Genomic DNA, 18,645 nt, shown 5'->3' on the forward strand with positions numbered 1-18,645 from the left:
CCGTTGGTCGGCTTCCATTCGCTGCCCCGGTAGAGCCGACCGTTGGTCGGCTGCCGCTCTGCGCCCGCCCCGGGTAGAGCCGACCGTTGGTCGGCTGCCATGCGCGCGATGTACGACCTCAAGAGCAACCGACCAACGGTCGGCTCTACCGGGGTCGGACGATCGCCAGCACGTCATCCAGCAATGCCGCGGCGGTAACGTCCGCGCCTGCGCCCGGCCCCTGGATCAGCAGTGGCTGGGCGGGATACCGATCGCTGTGGATGGCCACGCGGTTGTCGGTCTGCCCGCCACCGGCCAGCGGATGGTCCAGCGGCAGGATGCGCAGGCCCACCGTTGCACCGTCATGGTCGAAGCCGCCCACGAACCGCAGGCAGCCGCCCTGTTCCTGTGCCTGCCGCCAGAACGCATACAGCGGTGCATCCAGCAACGACAGCTGCGCCAACGCGGCATCGCTCGGCAGCGCGGCAAGTGCCGTCGGCACCAGCGAGGTGACCGCCACCTGCTCACCGCGCAGTGCGATGCCACTGGCCCGCGCCAGGATCAGCAGCTTGCGGCGCACGTCCTCGCCGGACAGGTCCACGCGCGGATCCGGCTCGGTGTACCCGGCGCGGGCCGCGTCACGCACCCACGCTGAGAAGGCGCGCTGGCCGTCGTAGTGGTGGAACAGCCAGGCCAACGAACCAGACAGCACGCCTTCCACGCGGTGGATGCGGTCGCCGCCGGCCACCAGCGCACGCAGACTGCTGAGCAGGGGCAGTCCGGCACCCACCGTGGCGCTGTCCCCGTACTGTGCACCGCCGCCCAGCCGGCCGTCGGTGATCGCCTGCGCCCGCGCCAGTTGCGCCCCCTGGCCCAGCTTGTTGGCGGTGACCACGTGCACGCCGCGCGCCAGCCAGTGCTCGTGCCAGTTGGCCACGTCGTCGCTGGCCGTGGCATCCACCACCACGTCGCCCCGTTGCAGACCTTCGGCTTCCGCCCACGGTTGCAGCGCCGGTGCCCCGCGCACCGCCAGGTTGGCCTGCTGCAGTTCATGGTCCGGTGCCTGCGCGCAGGCACGGGCGGTGCGCGAATTGGCCAGCCACGAGAACGCCGGCAAGGCCACCCCGCGTGCCTGCAGCGACTGGTAGCGCTGCACGAACGCGGTGCCCACGGTGCCGGTACCGAGCAGCGCCAGGCGGCGTGCGGGGGCGGCCGCCAGGGTCAGGACCGCGCTCATGCATCCACCTGTTTGCGCACCACGGCCTGGGCGTTCAGGTCGAGCACCGCCTGCGCGCGCTCCAGCCCGGCCTGCAGGTCGGCCACCAGGTCTTCCGGCGATTCGATGCCCACCGACAGGCGCAGCAGGCCCTCGCTGATGCCGGCATGCGCGCGCGCTTCGGGCGTCATCGCCGCGTGGGTCATGGTGGCCGGGTGCGCCACCAGGCTTTCCACACCGCCCAGCGATTCGGCCAGGGTGAAACAGCGCAGGCCGTCCACGAACGCGCGCACCGCCGCATGCGGATCGTCGCCCGGGCAGGAGGCCAGTTCGAAGGACAGCATCGCGCCGAAGCCGTCCTGCTGGCGGGCGGCAATGGCATGGCCAGGATGGTCGGCCAGGCCCGGGTAATAGACCTTGGCCACCGCGTCGCTGGCGGCCAGCAGGTTGACCACCTCGCTGGTGTTTTCCTGGTGCGCGCGCAGGCGTGCGCCCAGGGTGCGCAGGCCGCGCAGGGTCAGGAACGCGTCGAACGGCGAGCCGGTCAGGCCCAGCGCGTTGGCCCACCACACCAGCTGTTCGTGCACGGCCGGGTCACGGGCGATCACCGCGCCGCCGACCACGTCGCTGTGGCCATTGATGTACTTGGTGGTGGAATGCAGCACCAGGTCCGCACCGAAGGCGATCGGCCGCTGCAGGGCCGGCGACAGGAACGTGTTGTCCACCACCACCTTGGCCCCGGCCTTGTGCGCGGCATCGATGACAAAGCGCAGGTCGGTGATGCGCAGCAGCGGGTTGGACGGGGTTTCCACCAGCACCAGCGTGGGCGACTGCGCCAGCGCATCGGCCAGCGACCGCGGGTCGGTGAGGTCGGCGGTGATCAGACCGAAGTGGCCCTTCTTCGCCAGTGCGTTGAACAGGCGCCAGCTGCCGCCGTAGGCATCGTGCGGCACTACCAGCGTGTCACCCGGCTGCAGCAGCGCATTGAGCACCAGGTTGATCGCGCCCATGCCGGTGGAGGTGATCACGCCGCCGGCGCCGCCTTCCAGTTCGGCCAATGCCTCGCCCAGCAGGTCGCGGGTCGGGTTGCCGCTGCGGGTGTAGTCGTACTGACGCTTGTTGCCGAAGCCATCGAAGCTGAAATTGGAGGACAGCACGATGGGCGGAGTCACCGCGCCGTGGGCGGTGTCGCGGTCGATGCCGGCGCGCACGGCGGCGGTGACACGGCTACAGGACGGCTCGGTACCGGTGGACAGGCTCATGCGGTTTCTCCCAGGGAACGGATGGCGTTGGCGAGGATCGCGTCGATGCGATCGGTTTCTTTGAGGAAGGCGTCGTGCCCGTAGGGCGAGCGCAGCACGCGCAGGCTGCCGCGCGGACCCAGCCCTTCGACCAGGCCGACGCAGTCGGCCAGCGGCACCAGGCGGTCGCCTTCCACGGCCACCACGACGGTCGGCACGCGGATGGCGGCCGGGTCGACGCGATGCAGGTCGATCGATTCGGACAAGCGCAGGTAGGCGTCCACCGGGGTGCGCGCGGCGTACTGCGCGCCTGCGGCATCCAGGTAGTCTTCGGCGGCGACGCGTACGCGACCATTGACCACTTCCGGCGGCGCATCGAAGCGCTCGCCGAATTCTTCCGGCGTGCGGTAGCTGAGCATCGCGAACTGGCGGGCCAGTACCAGCCCGTGGCTTTCAGCGCACTGCAGCTGGCCCAGCGCCACGGCACGGCGCTGCAGCGCGCGCCACGCGGCGGCGTAAGGATGCGGACGATGCGCGCCACTGACCGCCACCAGCTTGAGCAGGCGCTGGCGGTGGCGGATGGCGAACTGCTGCCCTACCAGCGCGCCGTAGGAGTAGCCCACGAAGCACTGCAGCTGGGGAATGCCGAGGTGATCGAGCAGCAGCGCCAGCGCGTCGGCCTGGTCGGCGGTGTCGATCGGAAGGTCGAGTGCGCCATCGGCCCCGATGAAGTCGAACGCCAGGATGCGCTGCACCGCAGGATCCAGCGCGCGCCCCGCCGCGACCAGGCCCTCGGCCCAGCCCTTTTCCGGGAATTCGGCATTGGCGGCCACGTGGCGGTGCGCAGAAATGCCGCCGGCCAGCACCACCACCGGCGCATCGCCGCGCCCGACCAGTTCATAGCGCAACCGCACCGGGCGCGGGCCGTTGTGACGCATCGACAGCACGGCGGCGATTTCGCCGCGCACGGCGTGCAATCCGGCGTCGAGCGGGACGCTGACAGGGGCGAAAGAGTCGGTGGCAACAGCGGCGGCAGTGGCGAAACCCATGGCGGTATCCAAAGTAGGAAAACGGCCATCGAGCTTTCGCGGAGCTCGCGTTCGAAGCGCACGCACGGTGCACGATTCGAACCATCTTTCGGAAGACGCCAACGGTCTCCGCAGGATTTGGCACCTACGCAGGTCGCTTGCGCGTCTGCGGGCTGCCCCGGCTTCAAAGGGCCTGTCCCTCTGCCGGTCTCGATGGTGGAGCCACGATGCCAGCCCTTTCGGGGCATGTCAATCCTTTCATCGGGATGAAGCGATATAGTTTTTTCTCATCAGTCCTCCAGGCCCTCCAGCAGCGGCAGCTTTCCTGAATGAACCGTGTTGCGTACAGTCGCGCCCATCGTCATTGGATGCCTGCCATGCGCCGTACCCTGCTGCTGACCGTGCTGCTTGTTCCCCTGGCCCTGCAGGCCGCCACCGTGCCCGGCGGCGCGGGCTGGCGCGCCGGCTGGGGCCTGGTCGGGACGCCTCCGGCCAACGCCCCCGCGGCGCCGGTCAGCGCAGGCATCGCCACGGTCAGGCTGGAGGGCGGCGGCAGTCGCTGGCAGGCACGGGTGGACAACCACCTGCTGGGGCCGGTGCAGGTGGCGCTGCGCCAGCCGGCCGGGGCAACCGCCCTGCCTGGGCTGCCGCTGCAGACCGTACTGGCAGGCTCGGCCAGCGTGGTGGTCAGCCGCCTGCAGCTGCCCGGCGACGTGCCCCGCCTGGACCTGCTGCTGGACGCCGTGCCGGGCGACCCGACCGCCACCCCGCAGGACGTAGCGTACGCGCTGCCCTTCGACGCCAAACGCTTCCAGGTCAGCCAGGCCCCGCAGGGCCGCTTCAGCCATAGCGATGCCGAGAACCGCGATGCCATCGACTTTGCCCTCCCCGAGGGCACCCCGGTGCTGGCCGCGCGGGCCGGCCGGGTGATGCAGGTGCAGGGCAACTTCGTCGACCACGGCCTGGACCCGCAGCGCGATCGCGACCGGGCCAACTTCATCCGGGTCCTGCATGAGGACGGCAGCATGGCGGTCTACGCCCATCTGCAGGCCAATGGCGTGCTGGTGCGCAGCGGCCAGCGGGTGGAAGCCGGCCAGCGCATCGGGGTGTCGGGCAACACCGGCTACAGCACCGCCCCGCACCTTCACTTCGTGGTGCAGGCCAACAGCGGCATGCAACTGCGCTCGGTGCCGGTGCGCATCGTGACCCCGCAGGGCGAGCTGCACTTCGCCCGCGAGGCCGCCGCCGGCGGCGACGCCGGGCAGCCCTGACCCCGGCCGCCCCCCACCCCCGCTATACTGGGCGGCTTATCTCCATGAAAAGCGCCCCGGGCGGGCGCGTCACGCCATGTCCGAAGTCGCTACCGAAGCTGCGCGCCGCCGTACCTTCGCCATCATTTCCCATCCTGACGCCGGCAAGACCACGCTGACCGAAAAGCTGCTGCTGTTCGGCGGTGCGATCCAGATGGCCGGTTCGGTGAAGGGCCGCAAGGCTGCCCGCCACGCCACGTCCGACTGGATGGCGCTGGAGAAGGAGCGCGGGATCTCGGTCACCTCCTCGGTGATGCAGTTCCCGTATGAAGGCAAGATCGTCAACCTGCTCGACACCCCCGGCCATGCCGACTTCGGCGAGGACACCTACCGCGTGCTCACCGCGGTGGACTCGGCGCTGATGGTGATCGACGTGGCCAAGGGCGTGGAAGAGCGCACCATCAAGCTGATGGAAGTGTGCCGCCTGCGCGACACGCCGATCATGACCTTCATCAACAAGCTGGACCGCGAAGGCAAGGAGCCGATCGATCTGCTGGATGAAGTGGAGAGCGTGCTGGGCATCCAGTGCGCCCCGGTGACCTGGCCGATCGGCATGGGCCAGCGCCTGAAGGGCGTGGTCCACCTGATCAGCGGCGAAGTGCACCTGTACGAGCAGGGCCGCAACTTCACCCGCCAGGATTCGACCATCTTCCCGTCGATCGATTCGCCGGGCCTGGCCGAAAAGATCGGCGAGCGCATGCTGGCCGACCTGCGCGACGAGCTGGAACTGGTGCAGGGCGCCAGCCATCCGTTCGACCTGGAGGCCTACCTGGCCGGCAAGCAGACTCCGGTGTTCTTCGGCTCGGGCGTGAACAACTTCGGCGTGCAGCCGCTGCTGGACTTCTTCGTCGAGCACGCGCCTTCGCCGCAGCCGCGCGCCACCACGGGCCGGGTGATCGCCCCGCAGGAAAACAAGCTGACCGGCTTCGTGTTCAAGATCCAGGCCAACATGGACCCGCAGCATCGCGACCGCGTGGCCTTCATGCGGGTGTGTTCGGGGCGTTTCGTGGCCGGCATGAAGACCTTCCACGTGCGCACCGGCAAGGAGATGAAGCTGGCCAACGCGCTGACCTTCATGGCCAGCGACCGCGAGATCGCCGCCGAGGCGTGGCCGGGCGATGTGATCGGTATCCACAACCACGGCACGATCTCCATCGGTGACACCTTCACCGAAGGCGAGGCGGTGAGCTTCACCGGCATCCCGAACTTCGCCCCGGAACTGTTCCGTCGCGCACGCCTGCGCGATCCGCTGAAGCTCAAGCAGCTGCAGAAGGGCCTGGCGCAGCTGTCCGAAGAGGGCGCCACCCAGTTCTTCCGTCCGCTGATGAGCAACGACCTGATCCTGGGCGCGGTGGGTGTGCTGCAGTTCGACGTGGCAGCCTACCGTCTGAAGGACGAGTACGGGGTGGAAGCCACCTTCGAGCCGGTGAGCGTGACCACGGCGCGCTGGGTAAGCTGCAGCAACGAGAAGAAGCTGGAGGAGTTCCGCGAGAAGAACGCGGGCAACCTGAGCATCGATGCGGCCGGCCACCTGGTGTACCTCGCGCCGACCCGGGTCAACCTGCAGCTGGCGCAGGAGCGCGCGCCGGACGTGCGGTTCGCGGCCACGCGCGAGGCGGCACACAGCATTTCGGTGTCCTGAGACACCGGCTGAACAGGCACGCGTGCATGCGCGTGCCAACGCGGCGATGATAGGGGGGAGCGGGTCCCCCTCCCCGCACTGTCGATGGCCATGACTACAGTTGCTTCCGTTCGTGAAGAAATCGCCAGCGCCCTGACCCACGGGTTGGGCGCGGTTGCCGCACTCGCCGCCAGTGCGGTGCTGATCACCCTTGCCGCCATCTACGGCGACGGCTGGCAGTTGGCCAGCGCGATCGTGTTCGGGGTGGCGCTGCTGCTGTTGTATACGGCGTCGACGCTGTATCACGCGATCCAGCACCCGGTGGCGAAGGGGCGGCTGAAGGTGTTCGACCATTGCGCGATCTATCTGTTGATCGCGGGCACGTATACGCCGTTCACGCTGATCGGGCTGCGCGGCGGTCCGTGGGGCTGGGGGATGTTCACGGCGATCTGGGCGCTGGCGCTGGCCGGGGTGATTTTCAAGCTGTTCTTCACCGGCCGCTTCAAGCTGCTGTCGACGATCATCTACATCGCGATGGGCTGGATGGTGATGGTGGCGATCAAGCCGATGTGGGCGTCGATCGATGGTTGGACGCTGGGCTGGCTGCTGGCCGGCGGTCTGTCCTATACGTTGGGCACCTATTTCTACCACCGCGAGTCGATCCGCTATTCGCACGCGATCTGGCACCTGTTCGTGATCGGCGGCAGCGTGTGCCATTTCGTTGCGGTGACTGCGCAGATTCTTTGAGGGTGTTAGTTTTTTTGGCGGCTTTTTAACGTCAAGGTCAAGGTCAACTTCAACTTCAACTTCAACTTCAACTGCTGAAGCCGGTTGGTCCGTGCTGTCGGGCTGGGTCGGGGCGGGTGGGTTGGCGGGACACGCCGCAAGTCCCGCTCCGCGGCCCGGCCCAGCCGCTGGCGGCTGTGCGTTCGGACGCATGCGAGGCAGTGCCTCGCAAGCAATGCGCCCTCACCCCTGTAGGCTCCGTCGGCGCATCCATGCGCCTCAGGGTCCCGCAAACCCACCCGCCCCGCCCCCTGACAGTTTTGTGGGCCTCTTGGTAAAAAGCGGTGGAGCGGAGCTGAGCTATTGCCGCTGGGGTGGGAGGGGTTAAGGGCATGCCGACCGGAGGTCGGCACTGGGCAGGTGCAAGAGCAACGGCGAGGCAGCGGCCGGCGCCCCTCATCTCTTCCTCTCCCCCTAACCCCCCCAAATTCCCGACCCAGCATCGACGACCCAGGCATCTCGAGATCCATCAGGCACAGCCACCCATGGGGTGGCTCTACCGTGGCAGACCGGGGCGTGTCGGGGCGTGGTGCGGGTGGGTTTACGGGACCGTTGGGCGCCATGGATGGCGCTCCCGAGCTTACATGGACGTACTTGCAGCGTGTCCCGTAAACCCACCCGCGCCGCGCCAACCAGCGAAACCCGCAGCCCATGGCCGTTGCAGTTGCACATGCTGTTGCAATTGCGCTTGCAGTTGCACTTGCTCTTGATCCCGCTCCAACGCCTCTAAAAAAGAAAAAACACCCAACCCTGACACCATCCTTACCAATGCTTCGCACCCCCTGCACGATGAACAGGCAAGGATGGAGCACGTGAACACTGTCGACTCCCCTGCCCCATCCCCCGTGTCGCGCCGTTGGCGCTGGCGTCGTCCCGGCAAACGCGGACAGCGTTGGCTGGCGATCCTCGTCTTCCTCTTCGCCGCCGTCCTCCTGCTCATCGCGCTGTGGGACTGGAACTGGTTCAAAGGCCCCGTCGAACGCGCGGTCCAGGCAAAAACCGGGCGCGAATTCCATATCAACGGTGATCTCGACGTCGACCTCGGCCGCACCACCACCGTCCGCGCCGACCGCCTCACCTTCGCCAATGCCAGCTGGGCCAAGACCCCGCAGATGGCCAGCGCCGACCGCGCGGAAGTCGCCATCCGCGTCTGGCCGCTGCTGCGCGGCCAGGTCCACATCCCCGAAGTCCGCCTCACCCGCCCCGACCTGCTGCTCGAAACCGGTCCCGGCAAGGACACCCCCGGCAACTGGGATTTCCTCGGCCCGTCCACCGGCAACCCGCCGCAACTGCAGCGCCTGCTCATCGACGATGGCCGCCTCAAGTTCCTCGATGCCGCCGGACGCACCGACATCCTGGTCGCCCTCAACAGCGGCAAACCGCGCAGCGCCGACAGCGCGCCGCCCCTGTTGGTCAACGGCAAGGGCCGCTGGAAAGGCAACCCGTTCTCCCTGGACGGCAGCACCGAATCGCCGCTCGAACTGACCAACAGCGACCACCCGTTCCGCATCCACCTGGACGGGCGCGCCGGCGGTACCCATGCCATCGCCAGCGGCACCCTGACCAACCCCTTCGCGCTGCGCACCTTCGATCTTGAACTGATGCTCAGTGGGCAGGACATGGAAGACCTGTTCCCGCTGATCGGCGTGGCCATGCCCTCCACGCCGCCGTACCGCCTGAAGGGCCGGCTCAAGCGCAACAACGACATCTGGCGCTACGAGAATTTCACCGGTACCGCCGGCGATAGCGACCTGGGCGGCACCGCGCAGATCGACGTCGGCGGCGAACGTCCGTTCCTGAAAGCCGACCTGGTGTCCAAGCGCCTGGACTTCGATGATCTGGCCGGCTTCATCGGCGCGCCCCCGAAGACCGGCGCCGGCGAAACCGCCAACGCCGAACAGAAGGCCAAGGCCGCCGCCCTCGCCGCGCGCGCCAAGGTGCTGCCGGACACCCCGTACAACCTCACCAAGCTGCGCGCCATGGACGCCGATGTGCGCTGGAAGGCGCAGCGGATCAACTCGCCGGTGCTGCCGCTGGACGACATGGACGCGCACCTCAAGCTGGAGGCCGGCCTGCTGCGCCTGGAACCGCTGAACTTCGGCGTGGCCGGCGGCGACATCCGCAGCACCATCCGCATGGACGCGCGCAAGGACACCATCGCCACCCAGTTGCAGGCCAGCCTGCGCAAGATCCAGCTCGGCAAGCTGATGCCCGATTCCAAACTGGCCGAACAGGCCTCCGGCGGTATCAGCGGCGACCTGACCCTGGCCGGCACCGGCAACTCCGTCGCGGCGATGCTGGGCAGTTCCGACGGCAACGTCGCCGTGGGCATCGGCCGCGGCCATGTCGGCAACCTGATCATGGAGCTGGCCGGGCTGGACGTGGCCGAATCGCTGAAGTTCCTGTTCACCGGCGACAAGCAGATTCCGCTGCGCTGCGCGTTCGGTGATTTCGGCGTGGCCAACGGGGTGATGACTTCGCGCGCGCTTGCCTTCGATACCACCGACACGCTGATCGTCGGCGAGGGCACCGTGGACCTCAAACAGGAACAGCTGGACCTGCTGCTGCGCCCGCGGCCGAAGGACATCAGCATCCTCGCCCTGCGCTCGCCGCTGCGCATCGGCGGCAGCTTCAAGGACCCGTCGTTCCGCCCCGACTTCAAGGCGCTCGGCATCCGCGGTGCGATCGCGCTGACCCTGGGCAGCATCGCCCCGCCCGCCGCGCTGCTGGCCACCATTGAAACCGGCCCGGGCAAGGATTCGAACTGCGGCGGTCGTTACGCCAAGTGAGTGCGTCCAGGTCAGCGTACCGACCACCGGTCGGTACCTACCGGTAGCGGTGTGCGTGTATCGGGACATCCTGATCGCGCGTGTATCGCGCGACCGGACTACGCACAAGGTAGTGTCGACCGTTGGTCGACACGCTCCGCCCCTCTTCCAACCGCGCGTTCGAGAACTGTCCAGAGCCCGTGGGCAGGCCGGTGCAGGACCGTTGGGTGGCATGGATGCCGCCCACGAGCCCCCACGGATGGGTTCACGGCGTGTCCTGCACCGGCCTGCCCATGGGCTCAGCCACGTGCCAGCAACGCGCCAACCGCACTTGCTTACCCCGCGACGATGTACTGCTGCAGCTGGTCCAGTTTCTGCGCCTGCTCGTCGATGACCGATTTCACCAGGTCACCGATCGAGATCACGCCCACCACGCTGCCGCCGTCCACCACCGGCAGGTGCCGGATCCGGTAATCAGTCACCAGTTGCAGGCAGTGCTCCACCTGCTCGGACAGCGCTACCGTCACTACCTTGGGGGTCATGATGTCGCTCACCCGCGTGGTCCGCGACGACCGCTCATGCAGCACGATCTTGCGCGCGTAATCGCGCTCGGACAGGATGCCGACCAGTTGCCGGCCCTCCATCACGAGCACGGCGCCAATGCCTTTTTCGGCCATCAGGCGGATCGCGTCGATCACCGCCGATTCCGGGCCTACCGCGAAAACCTCAGGGGACTTGCCGTCCAACAGCTGTCGTACCGTGGTCATCTCGTTGCTCTCCACCGATGGGATGCATGGCCGAGTCTGCCACGATCGGGGGCTGCCAGGTGTCAACCAGGTACAACGGCCGCTGCTTGGATTCCTCGTACAGGCGTCCCAGGTATTCCCCGATCAGCCCCAGCGCGATCAACTGCACCCCGCCCAGGAACAGGATCGCCGCCATCATCGTTGGCCACCCTGCCACGCGGTCGCCGTACATCGCCGCCTTGGCCACCACCCATACCGCGAAGACGAACGCCACGCTGGCGGTGAACAGGCCCAGGTAGGTGGTCACCCGCAGCGGCGCCGTGGAGAAACCGGTGATGCCCTCCAGCGCGAAATTCCACAGCTTCCAGAGCCCGAACTTGCTGTCGCCCACCATCCGCGCGTGCCGGTGGTAGGGCAGCGCCTTGCGCCGGAAACCCACCCAGCCGAACAGCCCCTTCATGAACCGGTGGCGCTCGCGCAGCTGCCCCAGTGCCTGCAGCGCGCGCGGTGAAAGCAGGCGGAAGTCGCCGGTGTCGGCCGGAATCGGCGTCTTGGACAGCCGCCCGATCACCCGGTAGAAGGCGGCGGCCGCACTGCGCTTGAGCCAGCTTTCACCGTCGCGCGCCAACCGCGTGCCATACACGTTGTCGTAGCCCTGCTGCCACAGCGCGACGAACTGGGGAATCAGCTCCGGCGGGTCCTGGCCATCGGCGTCCAGGATGATCACCGCGCCGTCGTCCACAAAATCCAGCCCGGCCGTCAGCGCTGCTTCCTTGCCGAAGTTGCGCGACAGCCGCAGCACGCCCACGCCGGGATCGGCCGCGGCCAGCGCCTGCATCACCGACCAGGTGGCATCGCTGCTGCCGTCATCGATGTACAGCACCCGCCCCTCGATGGCGTCCAGCCCGTCCAACACCGCGCGCAGGCGGGGATGCAGCAGCGGCAGGGCCAGTGCTTCATTGTGGGCGGCGATGACAACGGTCAGGCGTTGGGCAGTCATGCCGGGATTGTAGGCGGGGCGCGTCACGATCATGAATCGTCAGTCGTCGGCCAGGTAGGCATTGCCGCCCAGCTGCCGGGCCTGGCGCTGGATCCAGGCCGCCCGGCGCTGCACGAACGGCCCCGGCTTGGCCGCGTTGTAGCGCCGTGGCGCCGGCAATACGGCCGCCAGGCGGGCGCTTTCGGACGGACTCAGCCGCGCCGCGTCCTTGCCCCAGTACTGCCGTGCGGCCGCCTGGGCGCCGTAGATGCCGTCACCGAACTCGGCGATGTTGGCGTACATCTCCAGGATCCGCGACTTCGGCCACAGCGCCTCGATCAGTACCGTGTACCAGACCTCCAGGCCCTTTCGAACCCAGCTGCGGCCCTGCCACAGGAACAGGTTCTTGGCCACCTGCTGGCTGATCGTGCTGGCCCCGCGCAGGCGGCCGCCCTTGGCATTGTGGTCGCGCGCCTTCTCGATGGCCTGCAGGTCGAACCCGTTGTGCACGGGGAAGCGCTGGTCCTCGGCGGCCACCAGCGAAATGGGCAGGCTGGCCGCCATCTGGTCCAGGTCGCGCCACTGGTAGTGCAGCCGGTAGTCCCACTCGCCCTGGCCCAGCGCTTCGCCGTACCGCCACAGCATCACCGTGGACACCGGCGGGTCGATGAACCGCAGCACCAGGACCTGCAGCACGCTGAACGCGGCGAACAGCACCGGCAGCCACAGCAGGCGTTTCCAGTGCCAGCGTCGCGGGCGCGGTGGTTCCAGGCCCGGTTCGGCCTTGAGGTTGCTGCGCTCTGCCCCCATTAGTGGTGCATCCTTTGCTTGCACGGTTGTCGGCGCATTATCCGGCAACTGCATCCCACTTCGCGCGCCCATAGAACCGATGACCGCCCAATCCGACACCCTTGTCCGTTTCCTGCTTCCCGATGCCGGCGTCCGCGGCGTACATGTGCACCTCGATGCGACCTGGGCTGAAATCCTGTCGCACGCGGTCTACCCGCCGGCCGCCGCCGAACTGCTGGGCGAAGCCGCTGTCGCCTCGGCGCTGTTCACCGGCCATACCAAGGTCGACGGCCGCCTGTCGATCCAGCTGCGCAGCAACACCGCCATGCGCACCCTGTTCGCCGAATGCACGGCCGCCGGCACCCTGCGCGGCATCGTGCAGCTGGCCGACGGTGGCGGCGATGCCCCGCGCGACCTGACCACCCTGGGCGATGACGCGCTGCTGGCCATCACCATTGAAAACCCGGGCCTGGACCCGCGCGAACCGCAGCGCTACCAGAGCCTGGTCGGCCTGACCGCCGCGGGCCTGGACGAGGCATTCGAAGACTACTTCCGGCAGTCCGAGCAGCTGCCCACGCGCCTGCTGCTGGCCGCCGACGGCACGCGCGCGGCCGGCCTGCTGCTGCAGAAACTGCCCGGCGACGAAGGCGACAACGACGGCTGGTCACGCGCCAGCGCCTTGTTCGAGACCCTGGGCAAGCAGGAACTGCTGGAGGTGGCCGGCAATGACCTGCTGCACCGCCTGTTCCATGAAGAGAAGCCGGAACTGCTCGGTGAGCGGGGCCTGCGCTTTGCGTGCTCGTGCTCGCGCGAGCGGGTGGAAGGCATGCTGCAGTCGCTGGGCGAGGAAGAGGCCCGCGCGGCCGCCGAACCGACCGGCGCGGTGGACGTGCGTTGCGAATTCTGCGGACAGGAGTATCACTTTCCGTTGACGGAGTTCGCCATACTGTTCAGCGACACCGGTGTTTCCTCACCGGCACCTGAACGGCTTCAGTAATTGCCGCACGAGTTTTGTTCTGGGGAGAACCAAGACTTGTTAAGAAATCATAAACGCCCTAGGATCAATGTCCCGCTTCGGCGGGAACTTGTGCTCACCACTGCTGTCTGAGAGTTCCCATGCGCTCCCTTCTGCGTCTACCGCTGGCCCTTGTGATCGCCCTCGCTGCGATCACGGGCGCGCATGCGCAGAACAAACCGCGTCAGGACAGCACGGTGATTCCGGTGTGGAACAAGGGCAGCGGCAAGGTCGAGGCCCTGCTGTACCTGGAACCCACCGGAGAACAGGCCGCGGGCGCCCGCTGGCACTTCGGCCGCAGTTCGCTCGACGCCGCCTTCGGGTTGTCCTCGGGTGACTCGCTCGGCCTGCTGTGCAACAGCAGCCGTGGCACCAGCATCAGCGGCCTGGCCAGTCATTGCATGCTGGCCAGCCTGGGCGATGACGATGACAACACCTCGTTGAGTCGCCGGGTCAGCGGTACCGCGGCGTTCAACCGCCCCGGCGGTCGCCTGGGCATCACCGCCGGCACCGGCCGTGACACCCTGCCGGCGTGGTTGGCCGGTCCGAACAAATCGCCGGCGTTGCGCGCCGAGCAGAACGACCTGACCGTGTTCGGCCAGAAGAACATCGGTCGCGAAGGCTTCGTCTCGATCGGTGGCACCTACGCCAAGGCGCGCCTGGTGCCGCTGTCCGACGCCTCCCCGGCCATCGTGGACCGCTGGGACAGCAAGAGCCTGACCATCGGCGCCGGCTACGGCAACTTCAGCGGCAACATCATCGGCCGCGTGGTCGATGTGCCCGGCCAGCCCGGCAAGTGGGAAGGCCTCGGCGTTGGCCTGACCTGGCGTACCCCCTGGAGCGGCCAGCTCACCGTGGGTGCCGAGAACGTGATCACCCGCGGCAAGAATCCGTTTGCACCGCGTAACGAGAGCACCGACGAAGGCACCGTGCCGTACGTCCGTTACGAACAGGATCTGTGATCGACGGGCGCCAAGCGGCGCCGTCGGAGTCCTCAGACACGCGCCCCATGGCGCGTTTTTTTATGCCTGCCACCTGCCCCGTCCAACGGCGTTGCGCCCGCGAGCGGGTGACAGGGCGTGGCCGGTGTATCGCCCTTGCCGTATTGGCGAGCCAAAGCGACGCGTGGATACCTGTTGATACATACCGTTACAAATCAACTGCAACTATTTTCATCACAAACACTTAACCAATGAGACAAAACTGACCTGAAACGGCGGAAAATCATTGATCCACAACGACTTTGCCGAATTTAACCCAGTTCACACCTTTCATTAACGTGGCTTTAATTCTCTCCAATCGGCAGTTACTATCGAGTCAGCCTCGTGGTGATTGGCGCTCATTTGGTGCCGCCGCAGGCAAACACCCCAGTGAATACCCAAGATTCCCTTGGAGAGAGAGAGCAATGAATTTCAAATCCAACAAACTGCGTGACGCGGTAATCGTCGCGTTGGTCGCGACGGGTGCCACCGGCGCCGTGCAGGCCCAGGATGTTCCGGCCTCCGGCCCGACCAACCTGGATCGCATCCAGGTCACCGGCTCGCGCATCCGCTCGGTTGATCTGGAAACCCAGCAGCCCGTTCTCACCCTGACCCGCGAAGCCATCCAGCAGACCGGTCGCACCAACGTCGCCGAAGTGCTGCAGCAGATCGCCAGCAACGGCGCGGCGATCAACACCCAGTTCAACAACGGCGGTGACGGCTCGGCCGGCGTCGACCTGCGCAACCTGGGTTCCTCGCGCACCCTGGTGCTGGTCAACGGTCGTCGTTGGGTGCAGGCCCTGGACGGCACCGTCGACCTGAACACCATCCCGACCGCGATCGTGGAGCGCATTGAAGTCCTCAAGGACGGCGCCTCCTCCATCTACGGTTCGGACGCCATCGCTGGCGTGGTCAACATCATCACCCGCGACAATTTCAACGGCGGCGAAGCCCACGTCTACTACGGCCAGTTCAGCAAGGGCGACGGCCAGCGCCAGGCGCTCGACCTGACCCTGGGCAGCAGCAACGACCGCGGCAGCCTGGTGTTCGGCGCCAGCTACGTGAAGGAAAAGGCCGTGATGGCCGGCGCGCGCAAGATCTCGCGTGATCCGGTGTATGGCCTGGGTGCATCGCAGTACAGCAGCCAGACCTCCTCGGGCGGTATCTGGGACCTGACCATCGACGGCGTCGGCACCGATGACTACGACGCATGGTCCGATCTGGCCGGCAGCGACGACGAAGCCACCGCCGATCGCGCGGGCCTCTCGCGCTATGTGGTGAACCCGGATGCGGCGGGTAACAACCTCGCCAACTACCATCCCTTCAGCAGCGCCGACTCGTACAACTACGCGGCCGACAACTACCTGCGCACCCCGCAGGAGCGCAAGTCGATCTTCATCCAGGGCCGTTACGACCTGACCGACTCGATCGCCATCCGCACCGATGCGCTGTACAACCAGCGCCTGTCGGCACAGCAGCTGGCCGGCTTCCCGCTCAGCGCGGGCAGCTACCTGGGCAGTAACCAGGGCCTGTCGGCTGACAGCTACTACAACCCGACCAAGAACACGGCCAACCCGCGCGAACTGAACTGGAACCGCCGCCTGGTCGAGCAGGACCGCTACTACGAACAGGACGTGAAGACGTTCCATTGGTACGGCGGCCTGGAAGGCTCGTTCCAGTTCGCGGACCGGTTCTTCAACTGGGATGCGGGCATGAGCTACAACGTGTCCGACCAGATCGACACCCAGGTTGGCGACGTCAACATGGGCAACCTGTTCACCGCCACCGGCGCGTCCTTCCTGGACACCGACGGCGTGGTCAAGTGCGGCGCGCCGGGTGCCGTGATTGCCGGCTGCGTGCCGTTCAATCCGTTCAGCAGCGCGGGCAACATGCCGCAGGACCAGCTGGACTACATCCTGTTCAACGCCAAGGACAAGTACCAGAACAAGTCCAAGGCCTTCACCGCCAACCTGTCCGGCGACATCGTCGAACTGCCGGGCGGCATGATGGGCTTCGCGGCCGGTGTGGAAAAGCGCAAGGAATCGGGCTACGACATGCCGGACGCCTTCGTCTCGGCCGGCCTGAGCTCGGGCAATGGCCGCCAGCCGACCTCCGGTAGCTACGACCTGACCGATGTGTACCTCGAACTGGCCGTGCCGCTGCTGAAGGACCTGCCGGGTGCCAAGCTGCTGGAAATCAGCGCCGCAACCCGTCGTTCGGACTACAGCAACTTCGGCGACACGCTCAACAGCAAGTTCGGCTTCAAGTGGAAGCCGATCGAAGACCTGATGGTCCGTGGTAACTGGGCCGAAGGCTTCCGTGCTCCGTCGATCTCCAACCTGTTCGGTGGCTCGGGCCAGTCTTACGACAGCTACGGCGATCCGTGCTCGAGCGACAGCCCGTACATCGGCGGTGCAGCCGTGGCGCAGCGTTGCGCCGCCGCCGGCATTCCGACCAGCTATGTGCAGCGTGAAGGCTATGGCTCCCAGACGTCCTGGCCGTTCGACTGGAAGTCCAACCAGGAGCTGAGCCCGGAAACCTCGACCTCCAAGAGCCTGGGCATCGTCTACAGCCCGAGCTTCGTCAGCGGCTTCGACGTCTCGCTGGACTGGTGGAAGATCAACATCAAGGACGTGATCAGCCGCCCGACGGCCGACTACATGCTGGACCAGTGCTATGTGGAAGGCAGCGCGGGCTGGTGTGACGTGCTGGCCAACTCCGGCCTGACCCGCAACGCGCTGGGCCAGATCACCTACATGGCCCGCTACCTGCAGAACCTGGGCGAGCTGGAAGTTGAAGGCTACGATCTGACGCTGCGCTACTCGATCCCGGATACGAACTTCGGCTCGTTCTCGTTCGTGTGGGACAGCGTCTACATGGCCAACTACCGCCAGAAGGCCACGCCGGAATCGGACTGGGATCCGTCTGAAGTGGGCACCTACACCCGCGACACCCCGGTCTGGCGCATCCGCTCGAACCTGACCGCCAACTGGAACTACGGCGACTTCGGCGCGAGCTGGACCGTGCGTTACTTCTCCGCCCTGAAGGAGAACTGCAAGTTCCCGGGTACCGCGTCGCTGTGCAGCGATCCGGACCACATCGGCCTGGAAGGTCGTGCAGACCCGCAGAACAAGCTGGCTGCGACCACCTACCACGACCTGCAGGTGCGCTACAACCTGCCCTGGAACGGCACCGTTTCGGTGGGTCTGAACAACGTATTCGCCAAGGAACCGCCGGTGGCCACCCAGGCCTTCGCCAACTCCTTCGACTACCAGTACGACACCCCCGGGCGTTACATGTACATGGAGTACCGTCAGCGCTTCTGATCGCAGTTGACCGCGATCTGACGGTGTAAACCAACGGCCCCGAAAGGGGCCGTTGTCTTTTGCGCAGCATCGGCACCCCGGATGCGCGCCCACGAAAAAGGCCGCGTTTCCGCGGCCTTTTCTGCATCCCAACGCTGGCGCCTGCGATCACCCGATCGGGATCAGCGTCTCGATCACATGCTCAACGTAGGCCTCGAAATCTTCGCGCGCCTGCTTGGGCTGTTGCAGCTGCAGCGACAGCTGCAGGAAGCCCACGTACGCCGCATACGCCAGGCGCGCGCGGTGCTGCGCATCGGTGCGGCTCAGACCGGCCTGGCGGAACGAGGCCACCAGGTACTCCAGCCGGCGGTGCGAGACGCGGTCGATGACCGGGCGCACCATCGGGTGGTCCAGCGCCTTGAGCAGCTCGCTGTAGATGATGTGCGGCTGCACTTCATGGGCCACCACCTGGAACAGCTGGCGCAGGCGCGCACGCGGGTCCGGCACGTCTTCCAGGCTGCCGAACACCTGCTCCTGCTCGAACAGTTCCCAGCGCTCCAGCGCGGCCTGCAGCAGCGCATCACGCGACGGGAAGTGCCAATAGAAGCTGCCCTTGGTGACCCCCAGGCGACGCGCCAGCGGCTCCACCGCCACCGCGCCGACACCTTGTTCTGCAATCAGGTCCAGGGCAGCCTGGGCCCAGTCTTCCGCGCTCAGGCGGCTGTTGCGGCCGGCACGTGGCTCGCCGGCGGAAGCTTCAGGTTCATTCATGGCGTTGATTTAACCATACGCCGGGGTCCGTGTCCGCCAAAATGGCACGCCGTGGCCCGCGCCAAGGCCCGCACCGCCGCTGATGTGGCCGCCCTGCGCGGCGCCGCGGCT

The 18,645-nt window shown here is 67.0% G+C and carries 14 protein-coding genes and 1 riboswitch; of the genes, 7 read left to right on the forward strand and 7 right to left on the reverse strand.

Features of this window, described 5'->3' with window-relative positions; all coding sequences use genetic code 11:
- Positions 1-145: 145 nt before the first annotated feature.
- From ABIA71_RS16060 to metX, 3 genes are read right to left on the reverse strand one after another with little or no spacing between them, the layout of a single operon-like run.
- On the reverse strand, positions 146-1,216 hold the full coding sequence (locus ABIA71_RS16060) for a homoserine dehydrogenase family protein (RefSeq protein ID WP_354286514.1): 1,071 nt from the start codon (positions 1,214-1,216) through the stop codon (positions 146-148).
- On the reverse strand, positions 1,213-2,457 hold the full coding sequence (locus ABIA71_RS16065; RefSeq protein WP_354286516.1) for an O-succinylhomoserine (thiol)-lyase: 1,245 nt from the start codon (positions 2,455-2,457) through the stop codon (positions 1,213-1,215). The genes ABIA71_RS16060 and ABIA71_RS16065 overlap by 4 nt, the downstream gene beginning before the upstream one ends.
- On the reverse strand, positions 2,454-3,485 hold the full coding sequence (metX, locus tag ABIA71_RS16070; protein WP_354286517.1) for a homoserine O-succinyltransferase MetX: 1,032 nt from the start codon (positions 3,483-3,485) through the stop codon (positions 2,454-2,456). Before metX ends, ABIA71_RS16065 begins: the two co-directional genes overlap by 4 nt.
- Positions 3,486-3,563: 78 nt before the next feature.
- A riboswitch (SAM riboswitch) is annotated at positions 3,564-3,684 on the reverse strand.
- Between the two features lie 157 nt (positions 3,685-3,841).
- On the opposite strand from metX, the gene ABIA71_RS16075 reads away from it, so the two are divergent.
- The 4 genes from ABIA71_RS16075 (at position 3,842) to ABIA71_RS16090 (ending at position 9,970) form a co-directional block, all read left to right on the forward strand.
- Entirely contained in the window at positions 3,842-4,735 is an 894-nt protein-coding gene (locus ABIA71_RS16075) for a M23 family metallopeptidase (protein ID WP_354286519.1), read from the forward strand.
- 76 nt (positions 4,736-4,811) lie between these two features.
- Positions 4,812-6,416, forward strand: coding sequence for a peptide chain release factor 3 (locus tag ABIA71_RS16080; RefSeq protein ID WP_159497584.1), 1,605 nt, complete (start codon positions 4,812-4,814; stop codon positions 6,414-6,416).
- Between the two features lie 84 nt (positions 6,417-6,500).
- On the forward strand, positions 6,501-7,142 hold the full coding sequence (trhA, locus tag ABIA71_RS16085) for a PAQR family membrane homeostasis protein TrhA (protein WP_128096811.1): 642 nt from the start codon (positions 6,501-6,503) through the stop codon (positions 7,140-7,142).
- An 842-nt stretch (positions 7,143-7,984) separates the two neighbouring features.
- Positions 7,985-9,970 carry an AsmA family protein gene (locus ABIA71_RS16090; RefSeq protein WP_354286522.1) on the forward strand — a complete coding sequence of 662 codons (1,986 nt, stop codon included), beginning with the start codon at positions 7,985-7,987 and terminating at the stop codon, positions 9,968-9,970.
- Positions 9,971-10,284: 314 nt separating this feature from the next.
- Here the strand turns inward: ABIA71_RS16090 and ABIA71_RS16095 are convergent, their stop codons facing one another.
- The 3 genes from ABIA71_RS16095 to mtgA are packed head-to-tail and all read right to left on the reverse strand — an operon-like array spanning position 10,285 to position 12,484.
- Positions 10,285-10,716 carry a CBS domain-containing protein gene (locus ABIA71_RS16095; RefSeq protein WP_354286524.1) on the reverse strand — a complete coding sequence of 144 codons (432 nt, stop codon included), beginning with the start codon at positions 10,714-10,716 and terminating at the stop codon, positions 10,285-10,287.
- Entirely contained in the window at positions 10,676-11,695 is a 1,020-nt protein-coding gene (locus ABIA71_RS16100; protein ID WP_354286526.1) for a glycosyltransferase family 2 protein, read from the reverse strand. The genes ABIA71_RS16095 and ABIA71_RS16100 overlap by 41 nt, the downstream gene beginning before the upstream one ends.
- Before the next feature lie 39 nt (positions 11,696-11,734).
- On the reverse strand, positions 11,735-12,484 hold the full coding sequence (mtgA, locus tag ABIA71_RS16105) for a monofunctional biosynthetic peptidoglycan transglycosylase (RefSeq protein ID WP_354286528.1): 750 nt from the start codon (positions 12,482-12,484) through the stop codon (positions 11,735-11,737).
- Between the two features lie 79 nt (positions 12,485-12,563).
- Here mtgA and hslO point away from each other — a divergent pair, with 79 nt between their 5' ends.
- From hslO to ABIA71_RS16120, 3 genes are all read left to right on the forward strand, one after another.
- Positions 12,564-13,460: an Hsp33 family molecular chaperone HslO gene (hslO, locus tag ABIA71_RS16110; protein WP_354286530.1), complete on the forward strand. Its 897-nt coding sequence runs from the start codon at positions 12,564-12,566 to the stop codon at positions 13,458-13,460.
- Positions 13,461-13,579: 119 nt separating this feature from the next.
- Positions 13,580-14,440, forward strand: a complete 861-nt coding sequence (locus ABIA71_RS16115) for an XOO1806 family protein (protein ID WP_354286531.1) — start codon at positions 13,580-13,582, stop codon at positions 14,438-14,440.
- Between the two features lie 443 nt (positions 14,441-14,883).
- The gene (locus ABIA71_RS16120; RefSeq protein WP_354286533.1) at positions 14,884-17,784 is read left to right on the forward strand and encodes a TonB-dependent receptor domain-containing protein; all 2,901 of its coding nucleotides are present in this window, start codon (positions 14,884-14,886) and stop codon (positions 17,782-17,784) included.
- 147 nt (positions 17,785-17,931) lie between these two features.
- Here the strand turns inward: ABIA71_RS16120 and ABIA71_RS16125 are convergent, their stop codons facing one another.
- Complete coding sequence (locus tag ABIA71_RS16125) at positions 17,932-18,534, reverse strand: TetR/AcrR family transcriptional regulator (RefSeq protein ID WP_125357883.1); 603 nt, start codon at positions 18,532-18,534, stop codon at positions 17,932-17,934.
- Positions 18,535-18,645 lie beyond the last annotated feature (111 nt).

It is taken from the genome of Stenotrophomonas sp. 2619, assembly GCF_040548725.1.
Lineage (GTDB): Bacteria > Pseudomonadota > Gammaproteobacteria > Xanthomonadales > Xanthomonadaceae > Stenotrophomonas > Stenotrophomonas maltophilia_AP.

Excerpts from the sequence above, each read along its gene's own strand:
- hslO (WP_354286530.1), top strand. The coding sequence starts at position 12,564 with ATGACCGCCCAATCCGACACCCTTGTCCGTTTCCTGCTTCCCGATGCC.
- ABIA71_RS16075 (WP_354286519.1), top strand. The coding sequence starts at position 3,842 with ATGCGCCGTACCCTGCTGCTGACCGTGCTGCTTGTTCCCCTGGCCCTG.
- ABIA71_RS16125 (WP_125357883.1), bottom strand. The coding sequence starts at position 18,534 with ATGAATGAACCTGAAGCTTCCGCCGGCGAGCCACGTGCCGGCCGCAAC.
- ABIA71_RS16100 (WP_354286526.1), bottom strand. The coding sequence starts at position 11,695 with ATGACTGCCCAACGCCTGACCGTTGTCATCGCCGCCCACAATGAAGCA.
- trhA (WP_128096811.1), top strand. The coding sequence starts at position 6,501 with ATGGCCATGACTACAGTTGCTTCCGTTCGTGAAGAAATCGCCAGCGCC.
- ABIA71_RS16120 (WP_354286533.1), top strand. The coding sequence starts at position 14,884 with ATGAATTTCAAATCCAACAAACTGCGTGACGCGGTAATCGTCGCGTTG.
- ABIA71_RS16115 (WP_354286531.1), top strand. The coding sequence starts at position 13,580 with ATGCGCTCCCTTCTGCGTCTACCGCTGGCCCTTGTGATCGCCCTCGCT.
- mtgA (WP_354286528.1), bottom strand. The coding sequence starts at position 12,484 with ATGGGGGCAGAGCGCAGCAACCTCAAGGCCGAACCGGGCCTGGAACCA.
- ABIA71_RS16065 (WP_354286516.1), bottom strand. The coding sequence starts at position 2,457 with ATGAGCCTGTCCACCGGTACCGAGCCGTCCTGTAGCCGTGTCACCGCC.
- metX (WP_354286517.1), bottom strand. The coding sequence starts at position 3,485 with ATGGGTTTCGCCACTGCCGCCGCTGTTGCCACCGACTCTTTCGCCCCT.
- ABIA71_RS16060 (WP_354286514.1), bottom strand. The coding sequence starts at position 1,216 with ATGAGCGCGGTCCTGACCCTGGCGGCCGCCCCCGCACGCCGCCTGGCG.
- ABIA71_RS16095 (WP_354286524.1), bottom strand. The coding sequence starts at position 10,716 with ATGACCACGGTACGACAGCTGTTGGACGGCAAGTCCCCTGAGGTTTTC.
- ABIA71_RS16090 (WP_354286522.1), top strand. The coding sequence starts at position 7,985 with ATGGAGCACGTGAACACTGTCGACTCCCCTGCCCCATCCCCCGTGTCG.
- ABIA71_RS16080 (WP_159497584.1), top strand. The coding sequence starts at position 4,812 with ATGTCCGAAGTCGCTACCGAAGCTGCGCGCCGCCGTACCTTCGCCATC.